Below are 12,338 nucleotides of genomic sequence, written 5' to 3'. Positions count from 1 at the left end.
CGAATCAGGCTCCGGGCCGGTTGAATTCGCCGTCCTTGGCCCCGGCCACGAAGGCTTCCCATTCGCCGGGGGTGAAGATCAATACTGGCCCGTCCGGATTGCGGGAGTCCCGTAATCCGATGTTTCCACTGGCCAGAAAGGCGATCTCGACGCCGTCGGCGGTGTCGTCTCCGCGCCGCCACACTGCATCGGCCTCGATGACGCGGTTCTTCGCTTCCACTGTCGGCCTCCCCTGTGCGCACCAGCAGTACTGGTCGGTGATGTAGATCGCACTCATGATGCCAGGGTTTGTGAGTGCTTCGGATCGGATATTCCATCTTCTGTCAGTGGAAGGAGGTATGTGGTGCGCACGCCATGGTCCCCGCAACGAGCCGCCCCGGTCTCCGACAGCTGTGCGGTGGTTCCGGAGCGCTTCACAGCGGAATTGGCCCACAGCATTCTTCGGATCCACCGGAGTTGCCCGACCGACCAATGCGCTCGTCGCAAGGCCGCCGTCTTCTACCTCTACGAGCAGCATCAGCACGCCAACGGGACGCGGCAGCGACGGATACGGTGACGGCTACCGTGCGACTCCCGCGCTCGACCGGCGCGGGAGCCGCACCACGCCCGGTACCGCCGGGTCGAGGGCCCGCGGTGGGGGATCGCTACTAACGTGGTGCCCATGGCTTTGGACAGTGGTAGCGCGATCTCAGTAGACGGCGCGGTGGTGGCGCCGATCGCCAAGCGGGCTCCGATGGAGCGCGTGCACCACGGGGATGTCTTCATCGACGAGTACGAGTGGCTGCGGGAGAAGACGGATCCCGAGGTCATCGCGTATCTGGAGGCGGAGAACGCCTATACCGACGCGCAGACCGCGAAGCTGGGCCCGCTGCGGGAAAAGATCTTCGAGGAGATCAAGTCGCGGATCCAGGAGACCGATCTGTCGCTCCCGACCCGGATGGGCGAGTTCTGGTACTACTCGCGCACGTTCGAGGGCAAACAGCACGGCGTGCACTGCCGCTGCCCGATCGCCGGTCCGGACGACTGGACCCCGCCCAAGCTGGAGGCGTCGGCCACCATGCCCGGCGAGGTGGTCCTGCTGGACTCCAATGAGCTGGCCGAGGGCCACGACTATTTCGCGCTCGGCGCGTTCTCCATCAGCCACGCCGGTGACATGCTGGCCTACTCGGAGGACACCTCCGGTGACGAGCGCTATGTCCTGCGCTTCAAGAATCTGACCACCGGTGAGCTGCTGCCCGACGAGATCACCGGCGTCACCCAGGGCGCGACCTGGTCGCTCGACGGCGCGTACGTCTTCTACTCGACCTACGACGACGCGTGGCGGTCCGACACCGTGTGGCGGCACAAGCTGGGCACGCCGATGTCGGCCGATGTCCAGGTTCTCCATGAGCCGGATGCCCACTACTCGGTGGGCGTGACGGCGACCAATTCGGAGAAGTACCTGCTGCTCTACGTCGAATCCAAGATCACCACCGAGAACTGGATCCTGGAGGCCGACAACCCCGAGGGCGAATTCCGGCTCATCATGCCCCGGCGCGAGGGCGTCGAGTACTCGGTCGATCATGCGGTGGTGGGCGGCGAGGACAAACTGCTCATCCTGCACAACGACGTGGTCGACGGGGTCAAGGCCGAGAACTTCGTGCTCGCCGAGGCGCCGCTGCACGATCCGACCAACCAGACCATCCTGATTCCGCACCGCGACGATGTCCGCCTCAACGGCCTGGAGTCCTTCTCCGACAAGCTGGCGGTCAGCTATCGGCGCGACGCGATGCAGCGGGCCGCGGTCTGGCCGCTGACCGACACCGGGTACGGCGAACTGCAGGAGATCGATTTCGGTCTCGAGCTGTTCGACTCCGGGTTCGGCGCCAACCCGGAGTGGGAGCAGCCGATGCTGCGGGTCGGGGTCACCTCCTACATCACCCCGATGAGGATCTTCGACTACGTGCCCGACACCGACGAGCTGCTGCTGCGCAAAGAGCAGGTGGTGCTCGGCGACTACAACCCCGACGACTATGTGCAGCACCGGGATTGGGCGGTGGCCGCGGACGGTACCCGGGTGCCGATCTCGGTGGTCATGCGCAAGGATGTCCCGGCCGGTCCGAAGCCGTTGCTGCTCTACGGCTATGGCTCCTACGAGGCGCCGATGGATCCGTACTTCTCGGTGGGGCGGTTGTCGCTGCTGGATCGCGGCATGGTCTACGCGGTCGCGCATGTCCGCGGTGGCGGCGAGATGGGCCGGCGCTGGTACGAGGAGGGCAAGAAGCTCGAGAAGAAGAACACCTTCACCGACTTCGTCGCCTGTGCACGGCATCTGGTGGATTCCGGTGTCACCGCGCCGGACCGCATGCTCGCCGAGGGCGGCAGCGCGGGCGGGCTGCTGATGGGGGCGGTGGCGAACCTCGCGCCCGAGCTGTTCGCGGGCATCCTGACCAATGTGCCATTCGTGGACCCGCTGACGTCCATCCTGGACGAGTCGCTGCCGCTGACCGTCACCGAGTGGGACGAGTGGGGTAATCCCCTGGCGGACAAGGAAGTCTACGAGTACATGAAGTCCTACGCGCCCTACGAGAACGTCGAGGCGAAGGACTATCCGGCGATCCTGGCCATCACCGGGCTCAACGACACCCGCGTGCTGTACGTGGAGCCGGCCAAGTGGGTGGCCAGACTCCGCGCGACCAAGACCGGCGATGCGCAGCTGCTGCTGAAGACGGAGATGAGCGCGGGCCACGGCGGAGTGAGCGGCCGCTACGAGAAGTGGAAGGAGGCGGCCTTCGAGCTCGCCTGGCTCCTCGACACCGTGGGCCTGGCCGGCGCTTAGGCTCCGAGTCCGGAACATGAAGCGGCGGCGGGATTCCCGCCGCCGCTTCGCGGTATTCGCTTGCCGCCGTGGTTATCCGGTGGCGGACGGACTCTCGGCCGCGCTCACTTCTTGCCGGCCTTGGACTTGGCGTGCTTGGTTTTGGCGGGCTTGGTTTCGGCGGGGGTCTCGGCGGTCTTCTTGCCGTTGATCGTGGCCTTGCCCTCGGCCTTGGACCGCACCGGTTTCGCCTTGGGGGTGGGGACGACCGCGCGCGCGTTGTGCGGGAAGCCGCCCGCCTCCTCGCGGGTGAGCGAGGTCGTCATCGGATGCTTGCCGAGCACCTGCAGGCTGCGGTGCAGGTCGGCGAGCAGCAGGTCGGCCATGTCGATGGTGAAGCCGTGGCGCAGCACCGCGCGCATGATGATCTCGTCCCCGCGGTCGGCGGGCAGCGGGTAGGCGGCGATGAGCCAGCCGCGGGTGCGCAGCCGATCGGACAGGTCGTAGAGGTTGTAGTCCGCGCCGCCGGCCAGTTTCCACGAGACGGCGGTGATGCCGCGGCGCGGGTCGGCATCGTGGATGAGCTCGAACGGCCCGGCCTCGGCAATGCCCTTGGCCAGGTGCTGGCTTGCGGTGTAGATGGCGGTCTGCACATTGCGGTAACCGGTGCGGCCCAGCCGGATGAACTCGTAGTACTGGGTGACGGCCTGCCCGCCGGGCCGGGAGAAGTTCAGGTTGAAGGTGGGCATGTTGCCGCCGAGATAGTCGACATTGAAGATGAGCTCTTCGGGCAGATCCTCCTTGGTCCGCCAGATGGCCCAGCCCGCGCCCAGCGGTGCGAGACCGGTCTTGTGGCCGGAGGCGTTGATGGACTTGACCCGCGGAAGCCGGAAATCCCAACAGATTTCGGGTGCGCAGAACGGGGCGAGGAAGCCGCCGCTGGCCGCGTCGACGTGGATGGGAATGTCGAGTCCGGTCGCGGCCTGCAGCGCGTCGAGCGCCTTGCTGATGCCCTCGACATCCTCGAACAGACCGGTGAAGGTCTGGCCGAAGGTGGGCACCACCATGATGGTGTTCTCGTCGCAGTAGGCCGCGATGTCGTCGGGATGCATGGTGTAGCGCTCGCCGCGCAGCGGGATCTGGCGGATCTCCACGTCGAAGTAGCGCGCGAACTTCTCCCAGCACACCTGGACCGGGCCGCACACGAAGTTGGGGGTGCCGGTGCCACCGCGCTTGCGCCAGCGGAATTTGGCGGCCAGGCCGCCCAGCATGGCGGCCTCGCTGGACCCGGTGGTGGAGGTGCCCAGCGTGCCCCGCGGATCGGGGGAGTTCCACAGGTCGGCGAGCATGTGCACGCCGCGCTGCTCGAGTTCGGCGGTCTGCGGGTACTCGTCCTTGTCGACGATGTTCTTGTCGAGGCATTCGTTCATCAGCCGCCGGGCCTGGTCGTCGACCCAGGTGGTGCAGAAGGTGGCCAGGTTCATCCGGGAGACGCCGTCGAGCATCAGTTCGTCGTGGACGATCTGGTAGGCGACCTGCGGGAAGATCTCGTGCTCCGGGAAGCCGCGGTGCGGAGCCGCGCGTCTGATGCCGGGCATCGCGTAGACGTCGTCGGGTTCCGTGGTGCCGGTCATATGGCCTCCGATCGAGATTCGGCATGGGTTTGCCGAGATCATGGTAGCCAGCCGGCCATGATCGAAACTGGTTCGGCCAGCTACCGTTTCGTAATCAAGAGAAAGTTGCTGAACGGTTACTATTCAGCACTATGGACTATCAGCATGTCATAGCGCAGGCGATGTCCGCCACGCAGCCGCACCTCGGGGCGGGTGCGGTAGCCGATCAGCTGCTGACCGACACCGTCGACCGCAATCGCGCCCTCTCCTATCCGATGTCGAGCTTCGGAAACCTGCGCACCCTGGAAACAATCGGTCACCTGAAGAAGGGTGAGACCGTGAAACCCGATACCGCCAAGTGATCAGGAGGATGTGATGACCACGACCGCAGGGGTGCAGGAGGATTCGAAGGTGGCCGCGTTGCGCGCGGCCGTCAAGGAACTCATGCCGCGTGCGAAAAGCGATCTCGCGCAGCTCGTCTCGTTCAAATCGGTGTACGACGCCCGGCAGTTCCCGATCGAGGAGTGCGAGAAGGCCGCGCAGTGGGTGGCGGATGCGTTCGAGGCGGAGGGGCTCACCGAGGTGGGGCTGCACGAGACCCCGGACGGCAGCAATGCCGTCGTGGCCCGGAGCCGGGGGCCGCAGGGCGCGCCGACCGTCATGCTCTACTGCCACTACGACGTGCAGCCGCCGCTCGACGACGCCGCGTGGCAGACGCCGGTCTGGCAGCTCACCGAAAAGGATGGCCGCTGGTACGGGCGCGGTGCGGCCGACTGCAAGGGCAATATCGTCATGCATCTGACCGCGTTGCGGGCGCTGCGCAAGGTGTACGGCGACGAGTATCCGGTCGGGCTGGTACTGGTCTCGGAGGGCTCCGAGGAGCAGGGCACCGGCGGACTGGAGGAGTTCGTGCCCGGCAATGCCGACCTGCTGCGCGCCGACACTCTGATCATCGGCGACTGCGGCAATTTCGCGGTCGGCGTGCCCACCTTCACCCAGACTCTGCGCGGCACTGTGAATGTGGTCGTCACCGTCGAAACCCTCTCCGGCCCCTTGCATTCCGGCATGTTCGGCGGTCCCGCGCCGGATGCGCTGGCCGCCATGATCCACCTGCTCGGCACCCTGCGCGACGTCGACGGCAACACCACCATCGACGGGCTGCGCAATGACCAGGTCTGGCAGGGTCATGAGTATCCGGTGGGCCGATTCCGTTCCGACGCGGGCGTTCTCGACGGCGTCCATCTGCTGGGCACTGGCGAGGTCGCCGATATGCTCTGGGTCCGTCCGGCGCTCACGGTGCTCGGTATGGACGTCCCGCCGGTGGTCGGCTCCTCGGCGGCCATCCAGCCCAGGACCCGGGCCCGCCTCAACCTGCGCATCCCGCCGGGCACCAATCCGGAGGACGCGCTGAAAGCCCTGACCGCGCACCTGAAGTCGCACGCGCCGTGGCACGCGAAGGTGACGGTCGAGACCGAGGCCACCGGCTCGCCGTTCGTCGGCAGCACGGACGGCCCGGCGCGGCGGGCCATGTCCGCGGCCATGCAGGCGGCCTACGGGCGTCCCGCCACCACCGAGGGGCAGGGCGGGTCGATCCCGCTGTGCAATGTCTTCGCCGACACCTATCCGCAGGCGGAGATCATGCTCATGGGCGTGGAGGAACCGAAGTGCCTGATCCACGCGCCCAATGAGAGCGTCGATCCGACGGAGATCGAGCACATGGCCCTGGCCGAGGCGCTGTTCCTGGCCTCCTACCGCTGACCCGGGGCGAGGCAGATTCGCCACGAATCCGCCTCGGCCGCAGTGGGTTACACAGCTCGCGCCGCCGGGCGGTGGCCGCTCCCGCCCGGCGGTGCGACATCAGAATTCCGCGTGATCCTCGGGTTCGATGATCTTGAATTCGGTATTGGCCGGACTCATTTCATTCAGCCGACCGAAATAGATGCCCTGTGCTTCGGGGGCGATGATGCCGTAGTGGATGGGGAACGCGATCCGCGGATTTACCGCACGCAGGTAATCCACGGCCTCACTGATGCGCATCCACGGGGCGACCGCGGGAATGGCGAGAACACCGACCGGAGTCGGCGGAACCCAGAGTGAATCACCGGGATGGACGAGTTGTGCGGGATCGTCCGGAGTACCGAGTTGGAAGACGGTGTTGTCGATAACGGGGATCTCCGGATGGATGACCGCGTGCCGGCCACCGCCGCCGGTAATTTGGACATCACCGACCTCGAGAATATTTCCGGCATGCACCGGCTCCCACGGCTCGCCCCGCAGCAGTGCGGTCTGCGGATCGGACAGCAGCCTGGCCTGCGGATTCGCCTCGATCAGCGCCTCGATCCGGTGCGGGCAGATGTGATCGGGATGCTGATGCGTCACCGCAATGGCATCCAATCCGGTGAGACCTTCGAATCCGTGCGAGAAATTGCCCGGATCGAACAGGATCTTGCTGCCGTTGAGCTCCACGAGAATGCAGGAATGTCCGAAATGGGCTATGTGCATGATTCAACGGTAGCCCGCGGGGGTGTGGTGTGGACCACGGACGGCACGACCCGGCGGTATGTCCGCCGCCCCCGCCAACTACGCTGATCAGCGATACCCCCCGCCCGGCAGGCATGCATGCCGGGCGCCGCCCCACCAGCTGAGGAGCAACGCGTGGCACGTGTCGTGGTCGAGGTGATGCCGAAGGCCGAGATCCTGGATCCGCAGGGACAAGCCATTGTCGGCGCGCTGGGGCGTCTCGGGCACCCCGGCATCTCGGATGTGCGGCAGGGCAAGCGATTCGAACTCGATGTCGATGACAATGTCACCGACGCCGACCTGGAGCAGATCGCCGAATCGCTGCTGGCCAATGTCGTGATCGAGGACTGGAAGGTCGTCCGGCTGTGAGCGCCCGCATCGGTGTCATCACCTTCCCGGGCACGCTCGACGACGTCGACGCCGCCCGGGCGGTGAAACTGGCCGGTTCCGAGCCCGTTTCGCTGTGGCACGCCGATGCCGACCTCAAGCAGGTCGACGCGGTCGTCGTCCCCGGCGGCTTCTCCTACGGCGACTACCTGCGCGCCGGCGCCATCGCCTCCATGGCCCCGGTCATGGGCGAGGTCATCAAGGCCGCCGAGCAGGGCATGCCGATCCTGGGCATCTGCAACGGCTTCCAGATCCTCTGTGAGGCGGGCCTGCTGCCGGGTGCGCTGACCCGCAACGACGGCCTGCACTTCGTCTGCCGCGACCAGTGGCTGACCGTCGAGCAGACCGACACCGCCTGGACCACCCGCTACGAGCCGGGCGCCCAGATCCTCATCCCGGTCAAGAACGCCGAGGGCCGCTACCAGGCGTCCACCGCCGTGCTCGACCAGCTGGAGGGCGAGGGCCGCGTGGTGTTCCGCTACGCGGGCGGCAACCCCAACGGCTCGCAGCGCGACATCGCCGGCATCACCTCGGCCAATCGCCGGGTCGTCGGCCTGATGCCGCACCCCGAGCACGCCACCGAGCCGCTCACCGGCCCCAGCGACGACGGCCTGGGCCTGTTCCTCTCGGTGCTGGACAGCCTCGTCAAGGCGTAGCCCCACATGCGGCGGGACTAGATCCCGTCCAGAATCTCGAAGTCGACTCCGCCCGCCCTGGCCAGCCAGGTCGGGCGGACTGCTTGTATCCCCTCGAAACCGACTTCGCCCCACGGGGTTTCGACGACCCGCCGGTCCGCCACCGCGGCCTGGATGCGCCGCACCTCGAGCGATCCGGCCAGCTCGGCCATGCCGCGCAGGGTGTGGATGGCCTCATAGCTGGTATTGCTGAAATTGGTGAGCGTGGGCGCGAACCAGCCGTGCAGCCGGTGATAGCGGTCCAGCCGCTCCCGATCGCGCGGTCCGTTCACGAAGAAGCCCGACGGCACGAACAGATTGTGGTTCGCGCCGCCGCCCGCGGCCAGCAGCACGTTCTCGTCCACGGCCGGGCTCACCCGCACCTGCTGATCGGACCGCCCGGTCCGGGAGAACTGCAGGTTGAAGCGGGCGACATCGGCGCCCACCAGCAGCACGATGATCCCGTCGGCCAGGTCGAGCCGGGGATCGTCGAGGAACCGGCCGAAATCCCGGGTGCGCATGGGCACGAACAGCTCCAGCGGAATCAGCTCCGGATCCTGCAGTGCCGCGCGCACGGCCTGCGCGGTGCGCCGCGGCCACACGTAGTCGTTGCCGATGATCGCCCAGCGCCGGGCCTCGAAGGAGCGCCGCAGCCAGTCCAGCGCGGGCACGATCTGGTGCTCGGGATCCGCCCCGATCATGAACAGCCCGTCCGGAACCGACTGCACGCCCTCGTGATCGGTGGCGAACAGGTACGGCACCCGCCCGGCCGTCACCCGCTCCACCGCGCGGCGCACCGCCGAGGTGTGCCAGCCGGTGACCGCGTGCACCATGCCGGTGGCCAGCAGTGCCGTCACCTCTCCGGCCACCAGGTGGGGTTCGCGCCCGCCGTCAATGTGGGTGACGCGCAATTCCCGTCCCAGAATTCCGGAACCGGAGTTGATTTCTTCCAACGCGAGAGAAATAGCCGCCTCACAGGATGGCGCGAAGATACCGCCGGGTCCCTGCTGCGGAACTATGTTGATGATCTCGATGGCGTTCTCGGGATTCCCGCCGAACGGGGACATGGGCTACCCTTCCCCTCGTTCAAGCGGTTTTCTGACGGGCGGGAAATATGGCGACAATTCTAGGTGGATTTTCCACCTTGCATGGAGCCCTCCGAGCGGCCGAGCGGAGTTGGCTTCGTCACCTGGACGCCGCATTGTGTGCCAGGCGGCTCACCGCCGACCAGTGGTGCATGCTCACCAATCTGTCCGCTGATATCGGCATCACCATGAGTGAGCTGGCGTCGCGGGCACAGCTACCGCCGTCCTCGGCCACCCGGCACGCCGACCAGCTCGCCGAGCGCGGGCTCATCTTCCGGGTCGCGGCGGCCGACGACCGCCGGCGCATCCTGATCGGACTGAGCCGCCGCGGTGAGGAATTGGTCGAGGAGGTGCGCGCCGAGGAGGCGCGCGCCGAGGCCGAAATGCGCCGCAGTCTCGGAAGTGACGACTATCTGGAGCTGGTGCGGTTGCTGGGCCGCGTCGCCGAAGCCCCGCTGCCCGGGTAGCCGACGCCTGGCGCAGTCCGAATGGGACAACTGATCTCGCAAGGATCGGGGTAACTCCCCGGGTACCCCCAAGATCGGTTCGGCACTCGACGCAGGCACGGAATGCATCCCGTCAACGGCTCTCAGCTGCCCGCTGAAGTCTCGGGGAGGCGGATAAGCTCGAGCCCATGCCAGTTGCCGAGACCACCGCGACCGCCGCAGGCCTGTGCGCATTCATCGATGCCTCCCCGTCGCCGTTCCACGTCTGCCGAACTGTCGCAGCTGAACTCGACGAGCACGGCTTCACCCGGCTGTCCGAATCGGCGCCCTGGCCCGCGGGTGGCGCGGGCCGCTACTACGTGGTGCGCGCCGGTTCCCTGGTGGCCTGGGCCGACGGTGGCCCGGACGCGGCCCCCGGCTCCGGGCAGGCCGGCCCCTTCCGGGTGGTCGGCGCCCACACCGACAGCCCCAATCTGCGGGTCAAGCAGCATCCGGACACCGCCGTGGCGGGCTGGCAGATGGCCGGGCTGGAGCCCTACGGCGGCGCCTGGCTGAACTCGTGGCTGGACCGCGATCTCGGCATCTCCGGGCGATTGTCGATACGTGACGGAAATGCGGTGCGGGAGCAGCTGATTCGCATCGACGAGCCGATTCTGCGGGTGCCGCAGCTGGCCATCCACCTCTCCGACGACCGGCGCGGCGTGCAGTTGGATCCGCAACGGCACGTGAACGCGGTGTGGGGGATCGGCGGCGAGCCGCGCTCGTTCCTGGCGTTCGTCGCCGAACGCTCCGGCATCGACCCGGGCGCGGTGCTGGGCTGGGAGCTGATGACCCATGATCTGGTGCCCTCCAGGCTGATCGGGCGCGACCTGGATCTGATCAGCGCGCCCCGGCTGGACAATCAGGGCACCTGCTACGCCGGGCTGCGGGCCTTCCTGGCCGCCGTCGCCGAACCCGGCGCGGCGACGCCGGTGCTGGCCATGTTCGACCACGAGGAGGTCGGCAGCCAGTCCGACCGCGGCGCCCAATCCGGGCTGCTGCCCACGGTGCTGGAGCGCATCGTGCTCGCCCGCGGCGGCGGACGCGCGGAATACCTGGCAGCCCTGGCCGATTCGGTGTGCGCCTCCGGCGACATGGCGCACGCGACACACCCCAACTATCCGGACCGGCACGAGCCCTCGCACCGCATCGAGGTGAACGGCGGGCCGGTGCTCAAGGTCAATCAGAACCTGCGCTACGCCACCGACGCCACCGGCGCGGGCGCCTTCGCCCTGGCCTGCGCGCAGGCGAACGTCCCGTTGCAGCGCTACGTGCACCGGGCGGATCTGCCCTGCGGCTCCACCATCGGGCCGATGACCGCGGCCCGCACCGGCATGTCCACCGTGGATGTCGGCGCGGCCCAGCTGGCCATGCACTCGGCGCGCGAAATGATGGGCGCCGCAGACGTTCCCGCCTACGCGGCGGCCCTCGCGGCCTTCTTGACCCCTACGCCGTGAGCAGCGCGGCCTTTTCCGGGTCCGGGGTCGGGCGATAGCTCAGCGCCGCCACGACGAAGACGGCGAAGGTGACGATGACGTAGCTGTTGCCGACGATCTGCTGCCACCAGTTCCAGGTGAGTTCGCGGTCGTGGTTGTGGGGGAGCAGCCACATCGGCCCGATGGCGAACATGACCACCGCCAGGCCGGCCGCGCCGAGGAACCACCGGTTGCGGCGGCCGCGGGCGACGGCATCGGCGGCCACGATCAGCGCGGGCGCGATCCACACCCAGTGGTGCGACCAGGAGACCGGGGAAACCAGCAGCACCGCAGCGGCATTCACCATCAGGGCCGCGACCGTCGCGCCGGCGTCGAGCAGGCGCTTCATCCACAGGGCGGCCAGCGCCACCGCGGCCACCGACAGCACCAGCCAGATCAGCGTCGAGATCGAGGTCGAGTAGCCGAGCCGGAACACGAAGCCCTTGATCGACTGGTTGCCCGCGTACCAGGGCGGGCCGATGCGGCCGGTGTCGGACAGGGTGTGGAACCAGTACTGCGGCGAATCCTTCGGGAACAGCACGAATCCCACCGCAATCGCGCCGATGGCGGACAGCACCAGGGTGATCGCGCCCTTCCAGTCCTTGCGCAGCAGGAAGTAGAGGAGATAGCCGCCCGGGGTCAGCTTCACCGACACCGCGATGCCGATCAGCATGCCGCGCGGCCAGAAGGGCTTGCGCACCAGGCAATCCAGCGTCACCGCGGCCATCAGTACCAGGTTGATCTGACCGAACCCGTAGGTCTCGCGGATCGGCTCCAGCAGCTGCAGCAACCCGACCGCGCCGATGACGACGGCCAGCCGGGTCTGCCACGCCAGGCTCGGCCGGATCCGGTCCAGCACCACCCACAGCGTTACACCCAGCGAGGCGATGGAGACCGCGAGCACCGCCCACTCCGCGACGGCCAGCGGCATGATGGCCAGCGGCGCGAAGAACAGCGCGGCGAGCGGGGGATAGGTGAACGGCAACCCGATCCCGTACACCGCCGGCATCGGTCCGTACAGATCCTTGCCGTCGAGCCAGGCCCGCGCGCCGTTCCGATACACCTGCAGGTCGATGAACCCGTGCCACAGAGTCACGAAACTGATCACCGCGGATATCGCGAACAGCGCGACCGCGATCGCCAGCAGTTGCCCCTGGCGCCCTGTCAGCCCTCCGGGCGTGGTCACGGGCTTCTCGGTCGGATCCGCGACCCCGGATCGATCGTTCACCCGGACAGAGTAGCGGGCAACGGTCACTCCCCGGCCTCCCCGGGCCTTCGGCGCCCGGCTCGCGTGCCGCCACC

The 12,338-nt window shown here is 67.7% G+C and carries 12 protein-coding genes; 7 read left to right on the top strand and 5 right to left on the bottom strand.

What is annotated here, in order from left to right:
- Positions 1-4: 4 nt before the first annotated feature.
- A complete protein-coding gene (locus ABZV44_RS02780) occupies positions 5-277 on the bottom strand; it encodes a DUF397 domain-containing protein (protein WP_083868551.1) in 273 nt (90 codons plus the stop codon).
- Positions 278-661: 384 nt separating this feature from the next.
- Between ABZV44_RS02780 and ABZV44_RS02775 the strand changes: the two genes are divergently transcribed.
- Positions 662-2,818, top strand: coding sequence for a S9 family peptidase (locus ABZV44_RS02775; RefSeq protein WP_354831056.1), 2,157 nt, complete (start codon positions 662-664; stop codon positions 2,816-2,818).
- A gap of 104 nt (positions 2,819-2,922) precedes the next feature.
- Here ABZV44_RS02775 and ABZV44_RS02770 read toward each other — a convergent pair whose 3' ends face one another.
- Complete coding sequence (locus tag ABZV44_RS02770) at positions 2,923-4,431, bottom strand: glutamate decarboxylase (protein ID WP_354831054.1); 1,509 nt, start codon at positions 4,429-4,431, stop codon at positions 2,923-2,925.
- A 131-nt stretch (positions 4,432-4,562) separates the two neighbouring features.
- On the opposite strand from ABZV44_RS02770, the gene ABZV44_RS02765 reads away from it, so the two are divergent.
- Together ABZV44_RS02765 and ABZV44_RS02760 are read left to right on the top strand one after the other, a co-directional pair.
- Positions 4,563-4,772, top strand: coding sequence for a hypothetical protein (locus ABZV44_RS02765; RefSeq protein WP_354831051.1), 210 nt, complete (start codon positions 4,563-4,565; stop codon positions 4,770-4,772).
- Positions 4,773-4,785: 13 nt separating this feature from the next.
- A complete protein-coding gene (locus ABZV44_RS02760; RefSeq protein ID WP_354831049.1) occupies positions 4,786-6,168 on the top strand; it encodes a dipeptidase in 1,383 nt (460 codons plus the stop codon).
- A gap of 99 nt (positions 6,169-6,267) precedes the next feature.
- Here the strand turns inward: ABZV44_RS02760 and ABZV44_RS02755 are convergent, their stop codons facing one another.
- Complete coding sequence (locus ABZV44_RS02755; protein ID WP_354831047.1) at positions 6,268-6,912, bottom strand: MBL fold metallo-hydrolase; 645 nt, start codon at positions 6,910-6,912, stop codon at positions 6,268-6,270.
- Between the two features lie 153 nt (positions 6,913-7,065).
- On the opposite strand from ABZV44_RS02755, the gene purS reads away from it, so the two are divergent.
- Together purS and purQ are read left to right on the top strand one after the other, a co-directional pair.
- Positions 7,066-7,299 (top strand): phosphoribosylformylglycinamidine synthase subunit PurS, encoded by a 234-nt coding sequence (purS, locus tag ABZV44_RS02750; RefSeq protein WP_040803258.1) that lies wholly within the window; start codon positions 7,066-7,068, stop codon positions 7,297-7,299.
- The gene (gene purQ / locus ABZV44_RS02745; protein WP_354831043.1) at positions 7,296-7,973 is read left to right on the top strand and encodes a phosphoribosylformylglycinamidine synthase subunit PurQ; all 678 of its coding nucleotides are present in this window, start codon (positions 7,296-7,298) and stop codon (positions 7,971-7,973) included. The genes purS and purQ overlap by 4 nt, the downstream gene beginning before the upstream one ends.
- 17 nt (positions 7,974-7,990) lie before the next feature.
- On the opposite strand, the gene ABZV44_RS02740 is transcribed toward purQ, so the two are convergent.
- Entirely contained in the window at positions 7,991-9,058 is a 1,068-nt protein-coding gene (locus ABZV44_RS02740) for a substrate-binding domain-containing protein (protein ID WP_354831040.1), read from the bottom strand.
- 47 nt (positions 9,059-9,105) lie between these two features.
- Between ABZV44_RS02740 and ABZV44_RS02735 the strand changes: the two genes are divergently transcribed.
- Both ABZV44_RS02735 and ABZV44_RS02730 read left to right on the top strand, forming a co-directional pair.
- Entirely contained in the window at positions 9,106-9,543 is a 438-nt protein-coding gene (locus ABZV44_RS02735; RefSeq protein WP_354831037.1) for a MarR family transcriptional regulator, read from the top strand.
- A gap of 167 nt (positions 9,544-9,710) precedes the next feature.
- A complete protein-coding gene (locus ABZV44_RS02730) occupies positions 9,711-11,018 on the top strand; it encodes a M18 family aminopeptidase (protein ID WP_354831034.1) in 1,308 nt (435 codons plus the stop codon).
- Here ABZV44_RS02730 and ABZV44_RS02725 read toward each other — a convergent pair.
- Positions 11,008-12,264, bottom strand: coding sequence for a glycosyltransferase 87 family protein (locus ABZV44_RS02725; protein ID WP_354831032.1), 1,257 nt, complete (start codon positions 12,262-12,264; stop codon positions 11,008-11,010). The genes ABZV44_RS02730 and ABZV44_RS02725 overlap by 11 nt on opposite strands.
- Positions 12,265-12,338: the final 74 nt, after the last annotated feature.

Source organism: Nocardia sp. NPDC004860 (genome assembly GCF_040609015.1).
Taxonomy (GTDB): domain Bacteria; phylum Actinomycetota; class Actinomycetes; order Mycobacteriales; family Mycobacteriaceae; genus Nocardia.
The sequence above is the reverse complement of the archived record's forward strand: the minus strand, read 5'-3'. Positions and strand labels throughout refer to the sequence as shown.

Coding starts and splice junctions, on each gene's coding strand:
- ABZV44_RS02780 (WP_083868551.1), bottom strand. CDS start 277: ATGAGTGCGATCTACATCACCGACCAGTACTGCTGGTGCGCACAGGGG.
- ABZV44_RS02775 (WP_354831056.1), top strand. CDS start 662: ATGGCTTTGGACAGTGGTAGCGCGATCTCAGTAGACGGCGCGGTGGTG.
- ABZV44_RS02770 (WP_354831054.1), bottom strand. CDS start 4,431: ATGACCGGCACCACGGAACCCGACGACGTCTACGCGATGCCCGGCATC.
- ABZV44_RS02765 (WP_354831051.1), top strand. CDS start 4,563: ATGGACTATCAGCATGTCATAGCGCAGGCGATGTCCGCCACGCAGCCG.
- ABZV44_RS02760 (WP_354831049.1), top strand. CDS start 4,786: ATGACCACGACCGCAGGGGTGCAGGAGGATTCGAAGGTGGCCGCGTTG.
- ABZV44_RS02755 (WP_354831047.1), bottom strand. CDS start 6,912: ATGCACATAGCCCATTTCGGACATTCCTGCATTCTCGTGGAGCTCAAC.
- ABZV44_RS02740 (WP_354831040.1), bottom strand. CDS start 9,058: ATGTCCCCGTTCGGCGGGAATCCCGAGAACGCCATCGAGATCATCAAC.
- ABZV44_RS02735 (WP_354831037.1), top strand. CDS start 9,106: ATGGCGACAATTCTAGGTGGATTTTCCACCTTGCATGGAGCCCTCCGA.
- ABZV44_RS02730 (WP_354831034.1), top strand. CDS start 9,711: ATGCCAGTTGCCGAGACCACCGCGACCGCCGCAGGCCTGTGCGCATTC.